The sequence below is a fragment of the Streptomyces canus genome (assembly GCF_030815415.1).
GTDB classification, from domain to species: Bacteria; Actinomycetota; Actinomycetes; order Streptomycetales; family Streptomycetaceae; genus Streptomyces; species Streptomyces canus_F.
Genome location: NZ_JAUSWW010000001.1, coordinates 9,392,081 through 9,414,860, shown reverse-complemented (window position 1 = coordinate 9,414,860; position 22,780 = coordinate 9,392,081). Strand labels below are relative to the sequence as shown.

The 22,780-nt window shown below is 71.0% G+C and carries 25 protein-coding genes; 4 read left to right on the top strand and 21 right to left on the bottom strand.

Annotated elements, in window-relative coordinates:
• Window positions 1-23: 23 nt before the first annotated feature.
• From QF037_RS43680 to QF037_RS43660, 5 genes are all read right to left on the bottom strand, one after another.
• The gene (locus QF037_RS43680; RefSeq protein WP_307035182.1) at window positions 24-1,181 is read right to left on the bottom strand and encodes a SchA/CurD-like domain-containing protein; all 1,158 of its coding nucleotides are present in this window, start codon (window positions 1,179-1,181) and stop codon (window positions 24-26) included.
• Window positions 1,182-1,343: 162 nt separating this feature from the next.
• On the bottom strand, window positions 1,344-2,003 hold the full coding sequence (locus QF037_RS43675; protein WP_307035180.1) for a class F sortase: 660 nt from the start codon (window positions 2,001-2,003) through the stop codon (window positions 1,344-1,346).
• 122 nt (window positions 2,004-2,125) lie between these two features.
• Window positions 2,126-2,665 carry an HIG1 domain-containing protein gene (locus tag QF037_RS43670; RefSeq protein WP_307035178.1) on the bottom strand — a complete coding sequence of 180 codons (540 nt, stop codon included), beginning with the start codon at window positions 2,663-2,665 and terminating at the stop codon, window positions 2,126-2,128.
• A 214-nt stretch (window positions 2,666-2,879) separates the two neighbouring features.
• On the bottom strand, window positions 2,880-4,550 hold the full coding sequence (locus QF037_RS43665) for an FAD-dependent oxidoreductase (protein ID WP_307035176.1): 1,671 nt from the start codon (window positions 4,548-4,550) through the stop codon (window positions 2,880-2,882).
• A 289-nt stretch (window positions 4,551-4,839) separates the two neighbouring features.
• Window positions 4,840-6,201, bottom strand: a complete 1,362-nt coding sequence (locus tag QF037_RS43660) for a C40 family peptidase (protein WP_307035174.1) — start codon at window positions 6,199-6,201, stop codon at window positions 4,840-4,842.
• A 226-nt stretch (window positions 6,202-6,427) separates the two neighbouring features.
• On the opposite strand from QF037_RS43660, the gene QF037_RS43655 reads away from it, so the two are divergent.
• Window positions 6,428-6,787 carry an antibiotic biosynthesis monooxygenase family protein gene (locus QF037_RS43655; RefSeq protein WP_307035172.1) on the top strand — a complete coding sequence of 120 codons (360 nt, stop codon included), beginning with the start codon at window positions 6,428-6,430 and terminating at the stop codon, window positions 6,785-6,787.
• 64 nt (window positions 6,788-6,851) lie between these two features.
• The gene (locus tag QF037_RS43650; RefSeq protein ID WP_307035169.1) at window positions 6,852-7,511 is read left to right on the top strand and encodes a class I SAM-dependent methyltransferase; all 660 of its coding nucleotides are present in this window, start codon (window positions 6,852-6,854) and stop codon (window positions 7,509-7,511) included.
• A 52-nt stretch (window positions 7,512-7,563) separates the two neighbouring features.
• Here the strand turns inward: QF037_RS43650 and QF037_RS43645 are convergent, their stop codons facing one another.
• The 6 genes from QF037_RS43645 to QF037_RS43620 form a co-directional block, all read right to left on the bottom strand.
• Entirely contained in the window at window positions 7,564-9,273 is a 1,710-nt protein-coding gene (locus tag QF037_RS43645; protein WP_307035167.1) for a PP2C family protein-serine/threonine phosphatase, read from the bottom strand.
• Window positions 9,270-10,325, bottom strand: coding sequence for a SpoIIE family protein phosphatase (locus QF037_RS43640; RefSeq protein ID WP_307035165.1), 1,056 nt, complete (start codon window positions 10,323-10,325; stop codon window positions 9,270-9,272). Before QF037_RS43640 ends, QF037_RS43645 begins: the two co-directional genes overlap by 4 nt.
• On the bottom strand, window positions 10,325-10,765 hold the full coding sequence (locus tag QF037_RS43635; RefSeq protein ID WP_307035164.1) for an anti-sigma regulatory factor: 441 nt from the start codon (window positions 10,763-10,765) through the stop codon (window positions 10,325-10,327). The genes QF037_RS43640 and QF037_RS43635 overlap by 1 nt, the downstream gene beginning before the upstream one ends.
• Window positions 10,765-11,184, bottom strand: a complete 420-nt coding sequence (locus tag QF037_RS43630) for an STAS domain-containing protein (protein WP_307035162.1) — start codon at window positions 11,182-11,184, stop codon at window positions 10,765-10,767. The genes QF037_RS43635 and QF037_RS43630 overlap by 1 nt, the downstream gene beginning before the upstream one ends.
• The gene (locus QF037_RS43625; protein WP_307035160.1) at window positions 11,181-12,080 is read right to left on the bottom strand and encodes an STAS domain-containing protein; all 900 of its coding nucleotides are present in this window, start codon (window positions 12,078-12,080) and stop codon (window positions 11,181-11,183) included. The genes QF037_RS43630 and QF037_RS43625 overlap by 4 nt, the downstream gene beginning before the upstream one ends.
• A gap of 133 nt (window positions 12,081-12,213) precedes the next feature.
• Window positions 12,214-13,398, bottom strand: a complete 1,185-nt coding sequence (locus tag QF037_RS43620; RefSeq protein ID WP_307035159.1) for a PP2C family protein-serine/threonine phosphatase — start codon at window positions 13,396-13,398, stop codon at window positions 12,214-12,216.
• 183 nt (window positions 13,399-13,581) lie between these two features.
• On the opposite strand from QF037_RS43620, the gene QF037_RS43615 reads away from it, so the two are divergent.
• The gene (locus QF037_RS43615) at window positions 13,582-14,013 is read left to right on the top strand and encodes a MarR family winged helix-turn-helix transcriptional regulator (RefSeq protein ID WP_307035157.1); all 432 of its coding nucleotides are present in this window, start codon (window positions 13,582-13,584) and stop codon (window positions 14,011-14,013) included.
• 82 nt (window positions 14,014-14,095) lie between these two features.
• Here the strand turns inward: QF037_RS43615 and QF037_RS43610 are convergent, their stop codons facing one another.
• Complete coding sequence (locus QF037_RS43610) at window positions 14,096-14,467, bottom strand: STAS domain-containing protein (protein ID WP_307035156.1); 372 nt, start codon at window positions 14,465-14,467, stop codon at window positions 14,096-14,098.
• 218 nt (window positions 14,468-14,685) lie between these two features.
• Here QF037_RS43610 and QF037_RS43605 point away from each other — a divergent pair, with 218 nt between their 5' ends.
• The gene (locus tag QF037_RS43605) at window positions 14,686-15,021 is read left to right on the top strand and encodes an STAS domain-containing protein (RefSeq protein ID WP_307035154.1); all 336 of its coding nucleotides are present in this window, start codon (window positions 14,686-14,688) and stop codon (window positions 15,019-15,021) included.
• A gap of 16 nt (window positions 15,022-15,037) precedes the next feature.
• Here QF037_RS43605 and QF037_RS43600 read toward each other — a convergent pair whose 3' ends face one another.
• From QF037_RS43600 to QF037_RS43560, 9 genes are read right to left on the bottom strand one after another with little or no spacing between them, the layout of a single operon-like run.
• Entirely contained in the window at window positions 15,038-15,751 is a 714-nt protein-coding gene (locus tag QF037_RS43600) for a 4'-phosphopantetheinyl transferase family protein (protein WP_307035152.1), read from the bottom strand.
• Between the two features lie 32 nt (window positions 15,752-15,783).
• On the bottom strand, window positions 15,784-16,944 hold the full coding sequence (locus tag QF037_RS43595; protein WP_307035150.1) for an acyl-CoA dehydrogenase family protein: 1,161 nt from the start codon (window positions 16,942-16,944) through the stop codon (window positions 15,784-15,786).
• Complete coding sequence (locus tag QF037_RS43590; RefSeq protein ID WP_307035148.1) at window positions 16,941-17,594, bottom strand: hypothetical protein; 654 nt, start codon at window positions 17,592-17,594, stop codon at window positions 16,941-16,943. The genes QF037_RS43595 and QF037_RS43590 overlap by 4 nt, the downstream gene beginning before the upstream one ends.
• A complete protein-coding gene (locus tag QF037_RS43585; protein ID WP_307035146.1) occupies window positions 17,591-18,493 on the bottom strand; it encodes a hypothetical protein in 903 nt (300 codons plus the stop codon). The genes QF037_RS43590 and QF037_RS43585 overlap by 4 nt, the downstream gene beginning before the upstream one ends.
• 6 nt (window positions 18,494-18,499) lie before the next feature.
• Complete coding sequence (locus QF037_RS43580) at window positions 18,500-18,796, bottom strand: acyl carrier protein (protein WP_307035144.1); 297 nt, start codon at window positions 18,794-18,796, stop codon at window positions 18,500-18,502.
• Between the two features lie 35 nt (window positions 18,797-18,831).
• Complete coding sequence (locus QF037_RS43575; RefSeq protein ID WP_307035142.1) at window positions 18,832-20,124, bottom strand: type III PLP-dependent enzyme; 1,293 nt, start codon at window positions 20,122-20,124, stop codon at window positions 18,832-18,834.
• Window positions 20,121-21,518 carry a preATP grasp domain-containing protein gene (locus QF037_RS43570; RefSeq protein WP_307035140.1) on the bottom strand — a complete coding sequence of 466 codons (1,398 nt, stop codon included), beginning with the start codon at window positions 21,516-21,518 and terminating at the stop codon, window positions 20,121-20,123. The genes QF037_RS43575 and QF037_RS43570 overlap by 4 nt, the downstream gene beginning before the upstream one ends.
• 18 nt (window positions 21,519-21,536) lie before the next feature.
• The gene (locus QF037_RS43565; protein WP_307035138.1) at window positions 21,537-22,469 is read right to left on the bottom strand and encodes a 3-oxoacyl-[acyl-carrier-protein] synthase III C-terminal domain-containing protein; all 933 of its coding nucleotides are present in this window, start codon (window positions 22,467-22,469) and stop codon (window positions 21,537-21,539) included.
• On the bottom strand, window positions 22,466-22,771 hold the full coding sequence (locus QF037_RS43560) for an acyl carrier protein (protein WP_307035136.1): 306 nt from the start codon (window positions 22,769-22,771) through the stop codon (window positions 22,466-22,468). The genes QF037_RS43565 and QF037_RS43560 overlap by 4 nt, the downstream gene beginning before the upstream one ends.
• Window positions 22,772-22,780 lie beyond the last annotated feature (9 nt).

The window sequence follows — 22,780 nt, the reverse complement described above, 5'->3', positions numbered from 1 at the left end:
GTCACGGCCCGGGTACCGGCGAGTCAGGCGTCGGGCGCGCGACGGTCGGTGACGAGTTCCATGCGGGAGACCGTGAGGAGGCGAGCGGGGGCGCCGTCCTTCAGCGCCGGACCGTCCGCTCCGAAGGCTTCGCCGTCGAGCAGTTCCGTCAGCTCGGCCGCCTGAGTGCGATCCGTGAGACCGAGCACGGGGCTCGGGTCGGTGTCGAGGCCGCCGCGCACGTCGACCAGCCGTACGACGACGTCGTCGCGCTGGAAGATCGTGCTGCGCAGCACCGGTCCGTGCGGATCGTCCGCCGCCGCCTCGTCCTGACGGGCCAGCAACTCGGCCAGCCGCATACCGCACCCCTCACGGGCCGGGTAGTACAGCGCGTGCCGCACCGCATCCGGGCTCTCCTGGCCTGCCGTCACATGGTGTACGGCGGGCAGCGCCGCCCGGGTGAAGAAGACGCGGGCGGACTCGGGGTCGTCGAGGTCCCTGTCCTGCTCCAGATAGGGGTTGATGGCCTCCTCGACGGCCCGTACCTCGGGCTGCCGGGCGACGTGCCGCAGCGCGGCGAGCAGGTCGCCCCGTACCTCGATGGCCCGGACCACCCGGTTGCCGTGCATGAACAGGGAGGTGCGGCACAGTTGGGTGGTGTCGTCGACCCGCGGCTCCGGTGACGTGTACCCGGACAGGATCTCGGCCACCTTCTTCTCGCTGCCGGGCTTGACCGTGAAGGTGAGCGCGTGCCGGATCAGGCCGTCGCCGATCCTCGGTGCCACCTGGAGGCGGCGCGTGCCGGACCCGGTCTGCGCCGCCGGACCGCCGGTCTCGCGGACGATGTGGAAGCGAAGGGACCTGGTGTCGCGGACACAGCTGTGCAGTGGCTCCACCATCCGCACGTGTTCCTCGCTGTTCACCCAGGTGAGGAAGGGCGGGGCGCTTTCCCACTCACTCGTGATGAGCCACTGGGAGGGATTCTCGATGGACTGGCACAGCTGGTCGCTGACATGCCCGGGGACGGAGGCGACTTGGTTGCACAGCTGCTCGTACGCCTCCAGGAACTGCTGCTGGGCACCGTCGTAGACGTCCACCAGCAGGACGACGCGGAGCGGGGAGCCGTCGAACACGGACTGGGAGACGCGTTGCGCCGCCTGTCGCATGAGAGTTTCCGGAACATGTTCGGACGTGGTGGTCATGCTGCGCACATCTCCTTCGCGGGGGCGGAAGCGGACGGATCGCGGCGATGTCGATGAGACGCTGACGTGCCTCGATCTCTTCGATCCTGATCCCGCTCCCACAGCCGCGCGACTCCTGTGCCACTGCCCGGGTGACCGGCCGTCGGGGAAGACGGGGCCCGATCAGGCGAGGTGCGCGAAGACCACCAGGTTGTCCGTGTAGTCCCTGACGGTGCGGTCGTAGTCACCCGCGCAGGTGATGAGCCGGACCTGTGCCTGGGCCGTGTCGGCGTACACGCGCCGGCTGGGGAAGTTCTCCTTGTCGAACGTCTCCACGCTGTCGACCACGAAGGACGCTGTGCGGCCGTCGGCTCGTCTGACGCGGAAGACGTCCCCCTTCTCCAGTTCGCCGAGGTCCGCGAAGACGGCTGCCGAGGTCGCCGTGTCGACGTGCCCGGCGATGATCGACGTGCCCGCCTCTCCGGGGGACGCTCCCTCGGCGTGCCAGCCGACGAGGTTGGTGTCGTCGGCAGGGGGCGGCTGGAGCTGTCCCGTGCGGCCGATGGCGAGTTCGGTGAAGGGGGCGTCGACGGAGATCTTCGGAATGAGCAGGCGTACGGGCCGCGATCGCGGCAGATGCTTCCCCGCGGGCTGTGCGGCCGGCGGAGCCGCCGCGGCGGTGTGAGCGGGCCGCGACGGGCGGGGGGCGTCGGACGACGCGGTGTCGGACGCGGTGTCATTGCCGCCGAACAGGCTGATGGCCAGCACCAGGGCGGCCACGGCGCCGATCACCATCACCTTGGTACGGGAAGGGTTGTCTGCGGGGGACGGGGGGACTGCCATCGGACACCACCTCACCAGGGCACGGCAGCACATCGGACGAGGGACGGGGCACGGGGAAAGCCGGCGGGGCCGCCACGCTGCACGGGCGTGGCGGCCACAGCGGCTATCGCGTCCGGCATGGGTCAGGCCACGCTTCCGGCGGTCTTCCTGCGGCGCACCGAGTACAGACCGGTTCCGACGACGGCCAGGACTGCCAGCCCACCCGCGGTCACGGCAGGCGAGGCCAACGCGCCGCCTCCGGTGTGCATTCCGCCGCTGGGCTTCTCCTCCTTGCCGCTCCAGGAGTCGCTGTCCTCCTTGCTCCAGGAGTCGCCGCCGTCCTCCTTGCTCCAGGAGCCCGCGTCCTGCTTACCGCTGCCGGAGTCCTTGCCATGCTCCTTGTCCTTGTAGGTCTCCGGGTCGAACTTGGGGTCCTTGGCGGTGTCCGAGCCGTCCACGTTCGCCGCGGTCAGGGCCCCACCGCCGGTGTGCATGCCACCGCGCGGCGAGTCATGGCCGGCGTCCTTGCCGTGCTCCTTGTCGTACTCCTTGTCGTGGTCCTTGCTGTAGGAGGAGTCCGTGTGGTCCTCCCAGTCGTTCCCGGCCGCGTAGGCGCCGGGAGCGCCGAGGACGAGGACGGTCGAAGCCGCCGCGGTGGCCAGGAGCATGCGAGCAGAGTGCATCTGACGTTCCCTCCGTCAAGGGGCGGACAGCTGGCACTTCGTCAGCTGATGTGACCCGCCCTCGACGTGATCCACCGTCAGTCAGCTGACCGCCCGTCACAACTCGGGACGATCACACGGGTGAACCCGCACGGTTCCCGGCGGAACGACGTCACGACCGCGCGACACGGCCGGCCGACCCCGTCGAGGGGTCGGCCGGCCGTGTCTTACGAGGTCAGACCGCTGCCAGCAGCGTCGTCAGGACGTGGCGCAGTGCCGACTGCGCGTCCGGGTCCGGCCCTGCGGACCGCCAGGCCACGAACCCGTCGGGCCGCACAAGTACGGCGCCGCCGCGCGCCGTTCCATGGACGGCCGACCAGTCCGTGTCGCCCTCGGGCGTCAGCTCGGCATCGGGAGCGCTGCCCACCCGGTAGGAGGCCAGTGGGACGGACATCTCTTCGGCGAGCCGAATGGCCGCCTCGTGCCAGCCACTCGGGTCATCGGCGTCGCTGAGCAGCACGAACGAGCGTTCGTAGAGATCCAGCGTGGAGATCCGCTCGCCTTGGTGACGTACCGCCAGGTGGGGGGCCCTGCTGCCGGGTTCACCTGACAGGTCGAAGCGTTCCGGCACGACCGGAGCCGCGGGGTCGGTGCCGACGACGGCGCCCTGCGGATAGCGGTAGCCCAGGACCACGTTGAGGATGCCGCGCTGCGGGCCGCCCCCACCGCCGCCACCGCCCATGCCGGGCGGCGGGGCGAAGCCGGGGTGGCTGTGCTCGACCGACCGTGCGGCGGCGCGGGCACTGGTCGCCTCGGCCACCGGGCGCCGCTCGGCGTCGTAGGTGTCCAGCAACCCCTCCCCCGCCCATCCGCCGAGCACCGCGGCCAGCTTCCAGGCGAGGTTGTGCGCGTCCTGGATGCCGGTGTTGGAGCCGAAGGCCCCGGTGGGGGACATCTCGTGGGCCGAGTCACCGGCCAGGAAGACCCGTCCGGCCCGGTAGCTGCGGGCGACCCGCTGGGCGGCGTTCCAGGGAGCCTTGCCGGTGACCTGTACGTCGAGGTCGGCCACTCCGACCGCGCGTCTGATGTGCTCGGCACACCGCTCGTCGGTGAACTCCTCCAGGGTCTCGCCGCGTTCCGGGTGCCAGGGAGCGTGGAAGACCCAGTTCTCGTGGTTGTCCACGGGCAGCAGAGCGCCGTCGGCTTCCGGGTCCGTCAGGTAGCAGACGATGAAGCGGCGGTCGCCCACGACATCGGCGAGGCGGCGGGACCGGAAGGTGATGCTGACGTTGCTGAACAGGTCACCAGGACCGCTCTGGGCGATGCCGAGTTGCTCGCGGACGGGGCTGCGGGGACCGTCCGCCGCGACGAGGTAGTCCGCACGGATGGTGGTGTGTTCGCCCGTGTCCCGGCTCTTGACCACCGCGGTGACGCCGGAGGGGTCACTGTCGAACGACAGCAGTTCGGTCCCGTACCGCAGATCGCCGCCAAGCCGTTCGGCGTGCTCGAACAGCACCGGCTCCAGGTCGTTCTGACTGCACAGGCACCACGAGCTGGGGCTGAAGCGGGCCAGTGCGCCGCCCGCGTCGATCTCCTTGAAGAGCCACTCGCCCGCGTCGCCGACCAGGGTGGGCGCCTGCAGGATCCCGTGGTTGTCGTCCAGTGTGGCGGCTGCCTCCCGGATCCCCGGCTCGATGCCGGCCGTCCGGAACAGCTCCATGGTGCGGACGTTGTTGCCCCGCCCACGAGGGTGGATGGAAGTGCCGGCGTGGCGCTCCACCAGCGTGTGCCGTACGCCCAACCGGCCCAGGAACAGGGAGGTCGACAGGCCGACGAGGGAACCGCCGACAATGAGGACCGGGACCTGATGGGTCGTGGGGTCGGCTTGATCGTCTGTTTGATTCATGGCTCGCCTCCAGCGCGTCGTGTCCGTCGACTCGGCCGGGTAAGGCCGCGAGCCTCATCCATGCCCCGCGCTGGGATCGCAGGCCCAAGCTTCACCCACTCAACGCGCCCGGTTCGCCGAGTCGGCGGACACCTCCGCGATCCGGGACCTGACGCGGCGTGAGGGCGCCCTGCTCACCGGCGAACTGACGGGTCGATGGTGTTGGGCACGGAAGCGGGACGGCGTACCGCCTGGGCGGTGGCCGCTCAGCACGACTCGAACGACCGATACAGCCGGCGGAAGCGGGGCGTCAGGCCGGGCGGACCGCACCCTTGATCGCGGACTGGCCGGCGAAGAAGACCGACTCCTCACGGATGGTCGCTCCCGGACCCGGGGCGTGAATCATCATGCCGTCCCCGCTCCAGATACCCACGTGGCTGAGGTCGTCGTGGAAGAAGACCAGGTCTCCCACCCGGACGTCGGCGAGGGAGATCTGCATCCCCACTCCCCACTGTGCCTGGACGGTCCGGGGCAGCGTGACGCCTGCAGCCTTCCACGCGGCCTGGGTGAGACCGGGGGCGTCGTACGATCCCGGCCCCACCGCGCCCCACACACAGGGCCGACCGATCTGCGCCCGGGCGAAGGCGATCACCCGCTCGGCCTGGGTGCTGTGGCCCGGGTCCACCGGCAGCCAGGGGGGGGCTTCGGGTGCCATGTAGGTGACCGGAGCCGGCGGAGCGGCAGCCACTGGCGTTGCGGCGTAGGCATAGGCGGGTGCGGCAGCCGTCTCGATGGGGGCCGCCGGGGCCACCACGGCGGGCGCAGAGACGTTCGTCAGGCCGGCGCCATACGTCGAGGTGATCACGTCGGCCGGTGGGCCGGCGGGGTAGGCAGGGATGGGGTCGGCCGGCAGAGCCATGGCGTACGTCGCGGTCGCGTCGGTCGCGGGGCCGGCACCGTACGTCTCCGCACCGAGTGCGGGAAGCTCCGCCTGGTAGGTACCCGCAGTGGGGTCCGGGGCGGTGGGCCAGATCGCGGTGGGCTCCGGGACGGGCTCCTGGGCCGGCTGGTACGGCGGCCACGCTGCCCCGTCGCCGCCGAGGACCGGCTGCGCTCCGGTGTGCCAGGCGCTCTCGTCCCACCGGGACTCGACTGCCGCGGGCGGCTCGACGGGTGGGGCGGGCAGCTCCGGAAGGAATCCTGTGGCCGCTTCCCGAGCTGATCCGCCGGTCAACTCCCGTGCGGCGCTCGTGGGCGACTTGGGCGCTTCGAGAGCGAGGGGTTGCGCGGGACGTTCCGTCGGGCGTGCGGGCCGCACCTGCTGGGGCGCGCGGTCGGGACGGGCGGGCGCCCTTCTCTCCGGCTGCGATACCGGCACGGTCGGACCCAGCTTGGCGCGGGCGGCGTCGAACCACTGCCGGGCAAGGGCGCCGACCGCGGGCTGCACGTCCTCCTGGGACCGGTCACGGCCGCCCGCACCCCGCTGGCGCGGGATCGCGGCGGCGCGGGTCGCGTTGAAGGTGCCGGTGTCGCTCTCCGCCCGGTCGTAGAAGCTGTCGATCTTGCGCCGGACCTCGTCGCGGCTCGGCCCCTCGCCCTCCCCCGGGAGAAGGGAGCCGCCCCGGCCCGAGAAAGGGGTCACTTCGGGGGGCGAGGTTCGTTCCGGCGCCATGGAAACGGCACTCCTTCCGTACGAGAGTGCACAAGACCGCCTGCCTGTCGGAGGGAGTCGTGCAGACAGTGACCAACTTAGCCAACTTGTAAGCCTTCCGTGAAGATCGAAGCACTAAATGCCCGATATGCTTCTGTGACCTTCGCCCCTCCAATTCCTCCCGCACCGCGATCCGCTGATCGACTGTCAGCTGATGACGGCCGGAGGCCGGCCCTACAGTGACGTCATGAGCCATGACTCCGAGGCACCTGTCCTACCCGTCCAGGCCTTCGAACCCCCTTACTACGTGGCTGTCTTCACCACGGTGCGAACCCAGGACATGAGCGGCTACAGCGAGACCGCCGAACGCATGGAAGAGCTGGTCAAGGAAGTTCCTGGATACCTGGGGATGGACCAGGCACACACCCCTGGCGGCCTGTCCATCACCGTCGGGTACTTCCGCGACGCCGACGCCCTCACACAGTGGCGAACCAACTCCGAGCATCGCGCGGCGCAAAAGCGCGGGCGCGCCGAGTGGTACCAGAGCTACAGCCTGCATGTGGCCAAAGTGGAACGGAGCCACGCGTTCACACAGGAGGAATCCTGAACGTCGTTTTGCCGGACCGGCAACAAGAGTGGCAACCCTGAGCGCGGTCGGAGACCGTGGGCTCGTGACCGACAACATCGCAGCAGGACCACACACCGACGGATATCTCGGAGACCCCGCAGTGCGGGCAGAGTGGGACGACCGTTACACCGAGCGACAACAGTTGTGGAGCGGCCGGCCCAACGGTGCGCTCGTGGCCGAGGTCGCCGACCTCACCCCCGGGCGCGTGCTCGACGTCGGCTGCGGCGAAGGCGCGGACGCCGTCTGGCTCGCCCGCGGCGGCTGGGACGTGACCGCGCTCGAGGTCTCCGGCGTGGCCCTGGAGCGGGCGGCCGGGCACGCCCGGGACGCCGGCGTCGCCATTCACTGGGTCCACGCCACACTCACCGAGGCAGCGCTCCCGCCGGCCTCCTTCGATCTGGTCTCGGCGCAGTACCCGGCGCTGCTGCGCACCCCTGACGCCGCCGCCGAGCGGGCACTGCTCGCCGCCGTCGCACCCGGCGGCGTACTGCTGCTCGTCCACCACGCGGGGATGGACACCCAGCATGCTGACGACGGCGGCTTCGACCCGGCCGACTATGTCTGGCCCTCGATGGTCGCCGATCTCCTCGACGACGACTGGGAAATCGAGGTGGACGAGCAGCGGCCACGCGTAGCACCCGACGGCGGCGCCGGCGCGCACCACACCGACGACCTGGTACTGCGCGTACGCCGACTGCGCTGAGATCCTCGCTCACCGGCAGGGGCATCAGGCGGGGCGACCTGCGACATGACTGTCAGACGGCGGCGTGCTGCGCGACATGGCACAGCAGCAGGCACACGTCGTCGTCGCGTTCGGAGTCGCTCAGCAGCGGGTCCAGGACGCGGTCCGCCGAGCCGTCCAGGTCTTCCAGTTCCGCGGGTCCGAACGCCGCGAGCGCGTCCGCGAGGCGGGCGATGCCCGGATCGATTCCCTGGGCGCGGCGTTCGACGAGGCCGTCGGTGTAGAGGGCCAGGGTCGAGCCGGGCGGGAGGTGGACGGTGTGGTCTTCGATCTGCTGGTTCAGTGGGATGCCCAGCATCGCGCCGGGCTTGGCGTCCAGCGTGTGCACCTGGCCGTCGGGAGTCCGCAGCACCGGCGGCGGGTGACCCGCGGCCGCCCAGGTCAGGGTGGGCTCGTCGGGGTGGAAGCGGGCTATGACGGCGGTGGCGTACAGGTCGGGCTGCAGATGGTGCAGGAAGGTGTGCAGCCGGGTCAGCAGGGTGCCGGGGCTGCTGCCGTCCACGGCGTATGCGCGCAGGGCGGTGCGCAGTTGGCTCATCATGACGGCGGCGCGCAGTCCGTGTCCGGTGACGTCACCGATGACGGCGACCAGTGAGCCGTCGGGCTGGCGGAACGCGTCGTACCAGTCGCCGCCGATGTTCAGCCCGTGGGTGGCCGGCAGGTAGCGGGCGGCGAGTCGGAGCGCCGGTGTGGTCGGCAGGTCCGTGAGCAGGGCCCGCTGGAGCGTCTCGGCGATGTCGCGGTTGCGCTCGAAACGCCGGGCGTTGTCGATCGCGATGCTGGCGCGGCGGGCGAACTCGATGAGCATGACCGCGTCGTCGGGGTCCCAGCGGTCGCCGGGCGGCGCCAGGGTCAGCACTCCCAGCGGTGCCCGGCGGGTGGGCAACGGGACGCACAGCAGCGGACGTTCGGGGTCGAGTGCCGAGGCCGGCTGGTCGTCGACGCCGGGCAGTCCGCCGGGTTCGAGTGCGGCGTACTGCGGCCGTCCGGTGCGGGCCGCGGTCACGGCGGCGGCGGGATGGGGTGTCGCGGGGCGCCGCTCGTCGTCGCCGTCGAACAGCCAGATGTCGACGCTGCGGGCGTACTCCGGTACGAGCAGCTCCGGGAGCCGACGGACGACCTCGTCATGATTGAGGGAGGTCAGGGCCGCGCTGGCGTCGGCCAGGAAGGTGAGGCGCCGGCGGGCGTCCTCGGCCTGCCGGCGAGCCCTGTGCTCGGCGGCGAACGCCTCCCTCTGTGCCTGTCCGGCGGCGTCCAGTTCCGCGTGCAGGGCCAGCACGCCCTGATTGGTCTGATGCAGTTCCTCCCGGTGGAAGGCCACCAGTTGTTCCTGCTCGGCGAGTCTTTCCAGCAGGACGCCCGCGTCCTCGTCGGCGTCCAGCAGCGACTCGGCCAGGACCTCCGGGGAGTCCGGCACCGACCCGTCCTCCGCGATCGGCGTCCTGGCGCAGGGGACGCTCGTACGCCACGGGGGATGTGCGGCCGGGTCCGCGGCGATGACCGTGACGTGCAGGTGCGCCTGTTCGGCGGCTGTCCCGGTGACGTAAAGGGTGAGCAGCCAGGAGCCGCCCTTGGCCAGGCACTGGCGCAGGTGTGCGCTGAGTGCCGCGGTGAGACGGGTGCGCTGAAGCGGTGACAGTCCGTACGCCGAGGCCAGGCGCGCGGTGGCGATGCGCGCCTGGGCCGCGTCGGTGACGGTGTCGATCGGCCAGGTGTGCTTCAACGCCCCTCCCCCGCTGCCTGAGTCAGGACCGCCACGGTGGTGTCGTCACGTGCCGGCCGGGCGGCGCTGCCGCTGTCGCGCAGGGTGACCGCCGCCATCACGGCTGGATCGGTGAAGAGCAGATCAGGTGCGGACGGCGGCTTCTGACGGCTGGGCAGGCCGTCGCTGTGCAGGAGCAGCACTCGGTCGGCTCCCCAGCGTCTGAGGTCCTGGTGCAGTGTCCGCGGCCGGTGGACACCGACGATTCCGGGGCGGGACAGCAGGGCGTGCCAGGCATCCTCCTCCCACAGCCAGGCCCCCACGTTCCCGAGGCCGGCGAAACGGAGCATCCCGGTGCCGGTGTCGACCTGCGCCACGGCCACGGCGGCACCCCGGGTGCCGCGCAGAGCGGTGTCGAGGTGGCGCAGGAGTTCTGCCGGGTCGAGGTGGGCCGATCCGCGCAGCGCCTTTACGGCCGCCGTCGAGGCGTGTGCCGCCTGAGATCCGTGGCCCAGTCCGTCGGCCAGCATCAGCGTCACGCGGTCGCCGGCCCTGCCCCGGGCCCAGGCGTCTCCGGAGTGTTCGGCTCCGCCGAAGGGCAGGTTGACGCCGCCCGCCCGCAGTCCGCCCGGCCCTGGTGCGGTGCCCCGCCCGGCGGGACCGATGCGGGCCAGCGCCACCGTGCCCCGGCCCGGGGTGCTGTGTACGGCGAAGGCGCTGGCGACGCGTCGGCAGGTGCCCAGGCCCGCGCCCAGGGAATGGGCTGTCGTGAAGCCGTCGCTCAGGGCGGTGGTGACGTCGGGGATGCCGGGGCCGTGGTCGATCGCCGCGATCTGAACGAACCGGGTGGGGTCGCCGCCGTCCGCCGGTTCCGGCTCGGGCACCACGTCGAGCAGCAGACGGCCTCCCCGGGCGTGCTTGAGGAGGTTCGTCGCCAGTTCCGTCGCCACCAGGGCGGCGGCCGCGGTCCGTGCCTCGTCGAGTCCGGCCAGGGTCGCGGCGTGCTCGGCGGCGACCCTGGCATCCCGTACCCGGGTGGAGTCGTGGACCGGTACGTCCCAGACGCGCGGCATCAGCTGCCTCCGTAGGGACGGGGTGGTGCGGAGGCCCAGCAGACCACCGTGACCGTCGTGCCCGCGCCCGGTGTGGTGTCGATGCTGAACTCGTGGACCAGGCGCCGGGCACCGCCCAGACCCATGCCCAGGCCGCCGCCCGAGGTGTAACCGTCGACGAGTGCCCGCTCCAGGTCGGCGATGCCGGGTCCTTCGTCGGCGAAGACCAGCCGGAGGCCCCGTACCCGGCCCTGTGTCACCTCTGCCGACTCCATCCGGCCGCCCCCGCCGTGCACCAGCGTGTTGCGGGCCAGTTCACTGGCGGCGGTGACCAGCTTGGTCTGCGCGACCAGACCGAAGCCCAGGAGGCCGGCGGCCTGCCGCACATGCTGGCGCACCCAGGCGAGATCCATATCGGAACGGATCGGCAGGCTCGCCTCGACGGCTGTGGAGGATGGCATCAAGGATGCTCCCGAGGCGATCCACCGGGGTCGGCGACGGGAGTGCGGCGTGCCAGCAGCTCCAGGGCCGCCTCCGTGGTGAGGGCGGTGCGCAGTCCGGGCAGCGTCAGCCCCAGCTCGACCAGGGTGATCGCCACCGCGGGCCGCATGCCGGCCAGGACGGTCCGGGCCGCCAGCAGCGAGGCGCTGGCCGCGATCTCGGCGAGTACGCGGCCGAGGAAGGAGTCGATGACTTCCACGCCCGAGATGTCGATGACCACCCCGGTCACCCGGCTGTCCACGATGGTGGCGGCGATGTCCTGCTGGAGCTGCTGCGCCATGCTGTCGTGCAGGTCGCCCTGCAGGGTGACCAGGAGAACCTCGCCCAGCCGCAGCACCGGTACATGGGCCGCGACGCCGTGGTGGAACCCGTCGCTCATCGTGACCCCGCACCGCCGGAGGTCGGCGCGACGATACCGACGCCCAGCTCGTGCAGCGCGTAAGCCAGCGCGTCCGCCAGGCTGGCGCGGGTGATCACCGTGCCGAGGTCCAGGCCGAGATGGACGATGGTCTGGGCGATCGCCGGGCGGATGCCCGACACGACGCACTCCGCGCCCATCAGCCGGGCCGCCGCGACCGTCTTCATGAGGTGCTGGGCCACGAGCGAGTCCACGGTGGGGACGCCGGTGATGTCGAGGATCGCGAAGCGCGCGTGCTGGTCGACGATGGCCTCCAGCAGCGTCTCCATGACGACCTGGCTGCGCGCGCTGTCGAGCGTGCCGATGAGCGGTACGCCCACGACGCCGTCCCACAGCTTGATCACGGGGGTGGCCACCTCGAGCAGCTGGAGCTGCTGGCGCTCGATGACTGCCTGCCCTTCGGACAGCGCCGTGTCCAGCACGACCAGCCGCAGTGTCCCCATCAGCACGGTGAGCGCGGTCGTGCACTCGCGGACGTGCTCGGTGGCCTCCTCCGGGAGCTCCTCGACGAGGAACTCCGCGACGGGCGGACGCAGGGCGTCCACCTCTCCCGACACCTGGGCCATGGTGATCCCGGCGCGGGAACGCGCGGCGGCCATGCGGGCCAACTGCTCGCGCACGACCTCGAATCCGATGGCATCCGTGTCGTAGACCCGGTCCGATTCGGCTACCTGGGCCAAGGCCTCGATCACTGTCCGGGCCGCCTCCACGGCCTCGTCCCGCGAGAGGGTGAACACGCTGCGGAACAGCGGCTCGTCGGCCCAGCGCTGGGCGATCCGTTCGCGATGGCGGTACAGGAAGTCCCCGACCAACTGCGCCGACGAACCTTGCCGTACTGCCGCTTCGTGCTCCGGCACCTGTTCTCACCTCATCCGAGTAGTGCGCTCATGTGGCCCGCGGTGGCCGAAATCGGGCCGCAGGTGACGCGTACTGTTGCCGAACGACAACTGTAACGAGCCTGGACCGTGACAGGTGTCCGGGGTCGGCCCGCTAGGGCGTCGGCTGCCGGCCGAACCAGTCGAGACAGACCACCAACGCGTCGTCGTCCGGCTCCGGACGGTCGCGATACCCCTGCAGTTCCCGCAGCACCGCGGCCGGTACATCGGCGGCCGGCAGCAGCCGCGTGGCCGTGATGGCTCGCGCGAGAGTGTGGTCGCCGTACGGTTCGCCGCCCGGCGCGGGGACCGTGTGCACTCCGTCACTGACGAACAGGAGACGGTCGCCCGGTTGCATCTGGTAATCCTGCGCCACGTAGTCGGTCTCCTCGAACATGCCGAGCGGGAGCTGTGCCTCGAGGCCGATGGTTGTCACGGTCCCGTCCCGCAGACGCAGCATCCGGGGCGAGCCGGCGTCGATGATCTGCACGCGCCCGGTGTCCAGTTCGAGATCCACGAGCAGGACGGACAGATACGCCTCGCCCCGGTACTGGGCGTAGACGGCCTGGTCGGCGAGGGCTGCCTGATCCGCGATGGGGATGCCCGCCCGCCGTGCGTTGCGCAGGGCGTTGATCCCGAGGTTGGTCAGCAGGGACGCCTCGATGCCCTCGCCCATGCCGTTGGTGACGTAGAGCAGCAGATGGTCGGCCGACACCGACCAGTCGAAGTTGTCGCCGAAGACCGCGTAGGCGGGCTCCAGTTGGGCGCCGAGCGCGTACTGCGGTCCCGCACAGGACCGGGCCGGGAGCAGCTGCCACTGCATCTCCGCGGCGAGGGTGAGCCGCTCCTTGCGCCGGGCGCGCTGGTAGATGTCGGTGTCGCGTTCGGCCACGACCACCTCGTGTCCCAGGACCTGGGCCACCGCGGCCAGTTCGGCCAGGTCCGCCTCGGGCCGCGCGCCGGGCGCCAGGGTGACCGACAGCACACCCAGCCGGTCGCCGCGTACGGTGACGGGCAGGTGCACGTGCGTCCGCCCGTCCTCGCCCCGGGCCACGACGGGCTCCTGCGCCCCGAAGGAGCGACCGGCCGCACTGGCGTGCACCGGCAGTGTCCGCGACGGACCTGCCATCGCGGACACGGGCTGCAGCACGGTCGCCCCGTAATCGACCAGGAGCAGGTCCACGCTCTCGGCGCCGTACTGCCCGCACAGGACTTCGCGGACGGTCGCCGGCAGCTGGTGCGGAGCCGCGGAGCGCAGGGCGCGCTCGGCGGCCATGAATCTCTTCACGTTGTCGGTCATGCCATTCCGTACGAGGGCGCGCCGCCGCATCTGTACCGTGCCGGCGGCTGCACCCGTTCCTTCTGAACCATGCCCGCTGTCGCGCGTCGTGCGCCGGGCCGGGCTGACAGGGCGGGGTAAGACTGAGAAGGTGGCGGGGTGACGATCTCGCACCCTCGCCCGCGGCCCCATGAGGTCGCGCGCGTGACCTCCGAGGCGGCCGAACTGCTCGAAGTTCTGTGGGGCCGGGCCTCGACGGCGCCGGTCTCCGCCTCGCAACTGCGGGTTCTGTTCATCCTGGAACACAATGAAGGCATCAACCTGCGCACCCTCGCGGACGCGCTGGGCTCCACGCCTCCGTCGACCAGCCGGCTGTGCGACCGGCTGCAGGCAGTGGGGTTCGTGGAGCGCCGGGCCGCCATCGCGAGCCGGCGGGAGCTGGAGCTGTACCTGAGCCGACGCGGGCGGGCCTTCCTCACCGACCTGCGCGCTCGTCGGGAGAGCGCCCTGCAGTCCGTGCTCGAGCAGATGCCCACTCCCCAGCGATCCGCACTGCTGAAGGGGCTCGAGGCGTTCTGTGCCGCCGCGGCGACACAGATCCACGAGGACGGCGGGTCCGCCGCCCGTAGCGCCTGACGCCACTCCATCCCCGACCCCTCCCGCGCGAGCGAGCTCACTCTCTTGCCTCGGCTTCATTGTTGTCAAACTGCAACTGTTGTCACGAACGTGGCTGGTCGACGAGGGTGAGCGCCTCCTCGACGCTCCCCGACACCGGAACCGTGATGCTGACACCGGTCAGATCCAGAATCCGCCGTACCGCTGGCGTCGGCGAGATGATGTGCACGCTGCCGGGCAGCTCTCGGGCCTCCTGGTAGACGCGGAGGATGATGTTCATACCGGACGAGTCCATGAACGGCACCTGCGAGAGATCGAGCAGGAAATGCCGTCGGCCGTGATGCAGCTGGTTGGCCAGATGGTGCTGGAACTCGGTCGCGGTGTCGACGTCCAAATAGCCCTGCACCGTGATCAGGGCCACATCCTCACGGAGCAGGCCGACCTCGACGGACAGGGGGTTCTGGGCAACAGACACATTTACCTCCAACAACAGCGTGTACAACGGCCAGGGTTGATGACCTTCTCGCCTGCGGATCGCAATGCGCGCCGCGGATGCGCGATTACCCCCGAACGCGCACGTCATGCACCGCGTCCGTACGGGCCGTTCGACGTGCGGGGCGGCACGTGTCACGGTGGAGGGAGCCCAGCGGCCGCTCCCCGGCTACCAACCCCCACGGAAAGGGGGCCCGAAGAATGGGCACTCGCATCTCCCTGAGTCCCGGCGGTCATGCCGCCACGCTGACCGTGGACAACGACATCGACGACCGTGTGCGGCCCGCCATCGAGGACGCGGCGGCCCAACTGCCGCCCTCCGTGCGTCGGCTCACCCTCGATCTCGCCGACGTCTGTTTCGTGGACTCGGCCCTCCTCCACCTTGTCCGGACGATCGACCGGACCGTCACCGACCGCGGCGGTCTGCTGCGGATCGTCGGTCTGCGCCCGCAGCCGCGCCGGGTGCTCACGCTCGCCGCCGACCTGTGCCCCGAGGCCCGTTGGGAGGCCTACCTCACCTCTCCCGGGCCGAATTGACGCCGACCTCGAGTGGTCACACCCACGCGCTGCCCCGATGGGCATGTCTGACCGAGACCCTGGGGGCCGCCGCCCCCGCGACGGCCAGGGCCGCCAGACAGCCGTCCGGCACCGGCAGATCGCGCACCGACCAGACGCCCCGGATCTGTCCGGACGGATCGCGGACGACGTCGGTGTCGGTATCGGTGTCGGGATCGGTGAGCACCGGCAGGCCCAGGCCCTGGGTGAGACGCGCGCCGGCGGCCTTGACCACGGCCTCCTTGCGGGTCCACAACCGCAGGAAACGCTCGCCGCGTTCCATGGGGCCCGCGGCCGCCGCCACGAAACGGGCGTCGGACGCGGGGAAGAAGCGCTCGGCGAACGCCTCGACCGGCAACCCCGGCCGCAGCCGGTCCACATCGACCCCGACCTCGGCGTGCCGGCTCACCGCCACCAGCGCGAGCTCACCGCAGTGGGAAAGGTTGAACCGCAGTTCGGCGCCGTCCGCGAGCCGTGGTTTGCCATGGTGTCCCCGCTCCAGGCGCAGTTCCTCGGGAGGGACGTCGAGGTAGCCGGCCAGAATCCGCCGCAACGCGCCGTGCGCGACGACGAAACGCCTGCGGTCGGCCTCGAAACGACAGCGGCCGGCACGCTCGGCCTCCCGCCCCGACAGCATCAGGGACAGCGCCGCCACTGTGGCCGGTGCCCCGTCCAGCGGCACCGTCCAGACATCAACCCTGGGCTCGTCCATGTCAGAGCGGTCTCGCCGGTAGGAGGCCAGCGTCAGTCACGGCGGAGACCTCCCTGAACCAGACCGGTGAACAGATTGAGCTTTTGGATGTTGCCGGTTCCCTCCATGAACTCCACGCCGCGGGCGTCCCGGGCGAGCTTGTCCAGCAGCGGGTGGTCCAGCCGGGCGCCGGGACCGAAGCAGGAGAGCGCTTCGAGCGTCGCCTCCTCGGCGAGGCGCGACGCGCGTGCCTTCGCCGCGGACGCCAGGTAGCCGGCCGCCGGCTCGTTGTCGTCCACGGCGATCGCCGACCGCCAGATCAGCTGCCGCAGCTCCGTCAGGCGGAGAGCGAGGCGGTCGAGCCGGTGACGTTCGGCCGTGTTCAGAGTGCAGCGGTTGTCCAGGACGTACTCGTAGGCGGCCCGCGCGATGCCCAGGCCGAACGCGGCGACTCCGGGGCGCAGGCGGTTCAGCCCCTGCACCGCGCTCCACATGCCCCGCTGAGTGGCCCGCAGATGCCTGCCGAGCACCTGGTCGGCGGGGACACGGACGTCGTCGAGGGTTACGGCGGTGAGGCGCAGGCCGCGCAGCCCGATGGTTTCCAGGGGCTCGGCGGTGAACCCGGCGGCCGAGGTCTCGATGAGGACCGCGGTCACGCCGAGCGGCCCCGGACGGGTGCGGGCGAAGACGATGCCCAGGTCGGCGCGGGCCGCGTTGCCGACGTAGCGCTTGGCCCCCCGGAGCACGAAGTGGTGGTCGCCGGCGGGTGTGAGTGTGGTGCTCATCGCCCCCGCGTCCGAGCCGCGGTCCGGTTCGGTCAGCGCGAAGAAGGTCCAGGTGGGCTTCTCCATGATCCGGCTGTAGAACCACTTCTTCTGCTGCTCGTCGCCCATGGCGTCGACCAGCACACCCGACATCACCGGCCCCGGCGACGCCAGCAGCAGACCGGCGTCGCCGACCGCCGCCTCCTCGGCGAGGACCACCCGCTCCAGGGTTCCGGTGCCGTAGAAGCGGTGCCCGTCGATGACGACCGGGTCGGGGTTGTACTCGGGGGGCACCGTCATCCTGGTCAGGTACGACACGATCGCTACGTCCAGATGGCGGTGGATCGCGTCCGGGTCCCGGTCGAGTTCCAGGGCGAGGGGCTTGAGTTCCTGCGCCCACGCGCGGGCCTGGCGCTGGAACGCCAGGGTCCTGTCGTCCAGTTCGATCATGCCGCTCCCCCGTGCTCCCCGGCGCGGGCCGGGCCGAAGTAGACGTCGGCGATCAGCTCGGAGACCCGGGCGACCTGGCCGGGTCCGTCCGCCAGGAAGCTCACGGCACCGAGCAGCAACAGCAGCATCCGGTCGGTCCGGGTGATCTGGGCGTTCAGGCCGGACAGGACGCCGTCGTCGAGGTCGCCCGGCGTGGCGCCGGCCAGCATGGTCTCGATTTCCAACTGCTCGATCACCGCCTCCGCGACCCCGCCCTTGACCATCTGCTGGTGGAGCAGCTTCGCGTCGCCGACGGTACGGCCGCCGAGATGGGCGAGCACCGCGTCGAGCAGCCGCTCCGAGAGGCCGAAGCGCAGACAGGTCATGCCCAACGCCCATGCCGCCCACGGAGTCTGGGACACGCTGGGTGGTTCGGTTCGACTCCGCGACGCGACGATGGTGCCGTCCTCCACCGTCATGGTCGCCATGACGTCCCCGGTGTCGGCACCGACGAACCCGGCGGGCGCCACCACGTGTCCGCCCGGGCCGTGGGGCGGCGCGCCGTCGCACAGGGTCTCGTACAGCAGGGACAGCGCCGCAACCAGGCCGTCGTGGCGGGCGGTGCGCCGGTACTGGATCCATTCGTCGGCAGCGGCCGTGCGGCCGGTCATGTCCCCTCCTCCAGATCCAGTGTGCTCACGCACAGGTACCGCAGCGTGCTGTCGTATTCGGCTACGACGAGGCGGCGGGGCCCGTCTCCCGCGTACTCGGGGAACACGTCGGCCAGGGTCGACCAGGGGCCGGTGCACGGACGGCCCGGCGGCGCGGGACGCACGTCGAACCCCGGGCCGAAGTCTTCGGCGTCGAGGCCCTGACCGGTGATGAGCGTGACGGGCAGGCCCGCACCGCCGCCGTCCGGTCCGTTCAGCATCACGTCGAGCGTCGCGCGGACCTCTTGCGGCGCGACGCCGGCGAGTTGCCGCGTCGCCGGTTCGCCCGCGCCGCCCTCGGGGCCGAAGAGCAGCGCCACCGCGCAGTCCTGCCGGGGCACGTCATGCACCCCCGGGGTGTCGTACAGGAAGGTCCGCTGATCGAGCAGGACGACCAGGGCGTGCCGGAACGCGTCGGCGTCGGCGTACTCCGAGACCAGACGCAGGGCCGTGAACCCGGCGGCGGTCCCCTGGTCCGAGAGGTTGAAGGCCAGGGGATCACCCGGCAGCGCATCGGCCAGATAGCAGGACGTGGAGCGGCGCGGATCGGCGTCCGGGGCGGTGTGGGCGACGAGCACCAGATCCAGGGGCTCCTCAAGCGGCGGCAGACCGGCGAGGAGTTCCTGGGTCATCTCGATGAAGGTGTTGCGCTCGCCCCGCTCCAGAAGCTCCGGGCGGAACTCCACCGAGTACGGGCGCACGAGGTCGGCCTGCATCCGGCTCAGGCTCGGCTCCAGTGGATCGGGCAGGAAGGGCCTGCCCGCGGAGAAGGTCCGGCTGACCAGGCGCGACAGGCGCAGCGTCGCCCGCCGCGCAGGCGCCGGCGCGTCGACCGGGCCGGGAGGCGTGGTGAGGTACATCGGCCGTCAGGTCCCGGCCTGCTCGCCGGCCTGCTCCCGCACGAGGGCGGCCAGCGAGCCCACGGTCTCGAAGTGGTGCTGTTCGAGATCGTCGGTGTCGAACTCCATTTCGAGTTCCTCCTCGATCGTCATCAGCAGGCCGAGCACGGTCGTGGAGTCCAGGCCGAGTTCGTCGAACAGCCGGCTTTTCTCGGTGATGGTGGCGGCGTCGACCTGCATCGCCTTGGCGAGCGAGTCGGCGATCGTGGCGACGGCCCGGCCGTACAGGTCGGCGGTGTCGGCGTCCGGTGTGGTGTGCTCCATCGTTCACCTCTCGTGTCTCGTGTTCTTGGGGGAGGTCAGGGGGAGACGTCGGCGTCGTCGACGGTCGGGTCGTAGAGTCGCTGCCGCGCCAGGAGGTCGTCGGGGCTGTCGCGTTCCCGGACCAGATGGCACCGCCCCTCGTGGACCAGCACCTCGGCCGGGTAGCCATGGCTGAGGAACAGCCCGGGCGAGGCGGTCGGTCCGTAGGCTCCGGAGCGGTGCACGCCGATCAGGTCGCCGGGCCGCACCGGCGGCAGCGGGACCTTCTTGCCGATCGTGTCGCCCGGGGTGCAGAGCGGGCCGGTGACGTTCCACACCTCGGTCGGCGGCTCGTCGAGCCGGTTGAGCACCGCCATGGGGAAGTTGCGCTTGACGAACGAGCCGATGCCGACGGCCGCCATGTGGTGGTGGGTGCCGCCGTCGGCGACGGCGAACCGCTCCCCCATAGAGGTCTTGGTGTAGCGGACGCTCATCACGTAGGTGCCGGCCTCGGCGGTGAGATAGCGGCCCAGCTCCATGATCAGCCGGGTGCCGGGGTGCCGGGCGGTGAAGTCCTCGATGACGGGGTTGAGTCCGTCGGTCAGCACCTCGGCGTCCAGGTCGCTCTCGCCGTCGAAATAGGCGACGCCCAGACCGCCGCCCACATCGACCATCCGCAGGTCCAGGTGGAACGCGGCCGACAGCCGCTCGGCCAGAGCGAGGATGCGGGTGGTGTTCTCGATGACGACGTTCTCGTCGAGGATCCGGGTGCCCATGTACACCTGCACCCCCATCAGGTCGACGTCAGGGAACTGCTTCACCAGGTTCGTCCGGGCGAACAACTCCTCCTCGTCGATGCCGAACTGGCGCGGCTTGCCGCCCATCGCCAGCCCCGAACGCTTGACTGTGAAGCGCGGGTTGACGCGCAGCGCGACCGGCGCCCGCACGCCCCGGTCCCGGGCCAGCTCGTCCACCAGGGCCACCTCGGGAAGGGATTCGCAGACGATGGCGTAGATGCCGGTGTCCAGGCAGGCGGCCAGCTCTTGCCGGCTCTTGCCCGGGCCGAGGAAGATCACCTGTTCCGGCGGCACACCGGCGCGGCGCGCGGTCGTCAGTTCCACCAGTGACGAGACCTCGGCCCGGGCGCCGAACGAGTGCAGCAGCGCGCAGACAGAGATGTTCGGGTTGGCCTTGAGCGAGTAGAAGATCTCCATGGCCGGGTGCAGCCGGTCGCGCAGCCCGTGGAACCGGTCCCTCAGCACGCTCCCGTCGTAGACGAACAGCGGGGTGTCGTACCGCCGGGCCAGCTCGGACACCGGCACACCCTGGACCTGGAACTCCCGTGTCATCCTCGTCCCTCTCCCCTGGTGCTCTCCGCGACGCCGGCCAGCCTGCGGCCGATCTCGTCGTCCAGTGCCGCCGTCCGGTCCGCCGAGTCGGCGACGACGACCCCGTGGAGACGCCCGTCGAAGTGCGCCCCCGGGACCGGCTCTCCGGGCGACGCGGCCGCGTTGACGGTGGCGTAGTTGTTGATCAGCAGCCCGGTGCCCCGGGTGGGGTCGAACAGCAGGTCCGCCATGGCGCGGCGGAGCGACCCGAACGGCAGCGGTGTGCCGAGCCGCAGGGGGTATCTGCGCACCAGCGCCGTGCTTTCGGTCCCGATGAAGGCTTCCTGGATCGATGCCTGATACGTGGACATGTTGTGGCGCGCGTTGATCTCGACGAGCGGGTAGAGGCCGCCGTCGGGATCGATCATCGCGTCGACGCCGGCGACCCCGAAGTAGCCGTCGTCGGCCAGCCGCCCGCCCAGCAGGTGAGAGACCTCCGTCAGTTGGGCCCTCTGGCGCTCGGTGAGCCGCGCCGGGATCCGATGCCCCAGGTGCACCCCGCCCTCGGTCAAGGCCTCCTTGACGAAGTCGACGTGCACGCCGCCGTCCCGGCCGACGGTGAACTGGTAGTTGAGGTCGGCACGCTTGGCCACCCACTCCTCCACGACCAGGCCGACCCGTTCGTGCCCGGCCTTCCGCGCCCGACTGTGGATCATGCGGTGCAGCCGGTCCAGGCGGCGTTCGTCCTCGACCACCTCGATGCCCTTGCCCGAGACGCCGAAGGCGTCCTTGAGGACGACCCGGCGGCCGTCGGCGAGCAGCGCGCGGGCGGCCTCGACGGCCGCGTCGAGCTCGGCCAGGCTTGCGCAACTCCAGCCGCGGGACTGCCGGATGCCCAGTTCGGCGGCCAGCCGCCGACTGTAGATCTTGCTGTTGACCGCCTTGCAGACCGCCGCCGGCGGGGCGGCCAGCGGGATCCCGGCGCGTTCGGCCAGCCGCTCCTCCAACTCGCTGACCCCGTGCGCGCAGACGACACCGCCGCGAGCACCGAGCCCGCCCAGCTCGCGCAGGACCCGCCGGTCCTCCAGCGCGTCCTGGGTGACGGTGCTGCGCGGGTCCTGGCGCTCCACCACGAGCATCCCCGGCAGCTCGAACCCGAGTTCCTCCAGGTGGCTCAGATAGTCGGCGTCGGGTTCGTCCTTCAGTACGACGTGGTCGCCCTTGCCGGCGAGCAGCAGCGCGAACTCGTCCATCCGGTTGACGATGACGCTGCCCGAGCCGAACCCGAGCCTCGGCAGCCCCATCTCGCCGCGGGCCCACTGGTCCTCGACCTCGAAGTTGCCGAGGAACACCAGCTCCGCGTCACGGGTCCCGGTCAGGGCCGCTTTCAGGCGGCCGGTGAAGTTCCCGGTCATCTCGCCCACCTCCCCCTTTCAGTGCTCGAAGAGCATCGCCGAGAAGGTCGAGCCGAGACCGACCGTGGCGAGCAGATAGCGGTCCCCCGGTCGCAGCCGGCCCAGATCGAGGGCGGTCCGGTAGTTGATGAAGGGATCCGCGGAGAAGCAGTGTCCGGTGACCGGCACGTTGTCCAGGAAGAAGCGCTCCAGCGGGAGACCGAGATGTTTGGCGAGCCGCGTCCACGACAGCCGGCTGACGTTGTGCGGGAAGATCATGGTGAGGTCGTCCAGTGCCAGCCCCGCCTTCCCGACCGCCGCCAGCATGACCTCGGCCAGCGCCTCGATGTAGATCCGCTGGTATTCGACGGACAGTTCGTGGGTGAGCGACAGGCAGTCGTAGAAGCGGCCGTGGGTTCGGGCGGCGTAGCTCACCATCCGGTCCCGGTCGTCGTGGGTCCCGACGAGCACCGCGGCCGCGCCCTCGCCGTTGATGGCCGTGCCCGGCACCATCTGTGCGGCCCGGGTGAAGGTCTTCTCGCCGGTGAGGACCAACGCCAGCGCGTCCGGATCGCCGTCGCTCGCCAGCAGCTTGCCGACCAGGTCCACCGCCAGCAGCCCCGAAGCGCACGCGTGGTGGGTCACCGCGAACGCCGTGGCGTGCCCGAGCCCGAGCGTGTCACGCACCTCGTGGACGGGGTTGACCGGATGCGGGACGACGATCGGCATGGTCCGCGCCTGGACCACGTACCGCACGCGCTCCTCTCTGCCGCGCAGTGCGTCGAGCTTGCCCGCGGCGGCCAGCAGCAGTTCGGTGTGCGTGCCGCCGGGCTCGCGGCGGACCTCCGCCAGGCCGTGGTAGCGCCGGTAGACCTTCATCTCCGAGGCGCTGAGGCCCAGTTCGTCGCTCAGCTCGTCGATGGGTATCCGCCGCGACGGCAGATGGACCGCCACCTCCTCCAGCGACGTCATCCGCTTTCCCCCGCCGGGGAGGTCTGGGCGAGCGTTTCCTCCAGGTGGCGCGTCAGGGCGTCGATCGTCGGGTGGTCCCAGGCCACGGTCGGCTCCAGGACCAGCCCGAGGTGGTCCTCGATGTCGCCGCAGAGGGTCAGCGCGTAGACCGAGTCGAGACCGTAGGTCGTCAGCGTGGCGGTGGTGTCGATGTCGGCGACGTCGAGTTGTACGTAGTGCGCGACCCGCGTGCGCAGCCAACTCCGCAGATCGGTGTCCGACGCAGCCGACGGGGCTGACGTGGCCGATTCGGGGCTGTTCATCCGATTCTC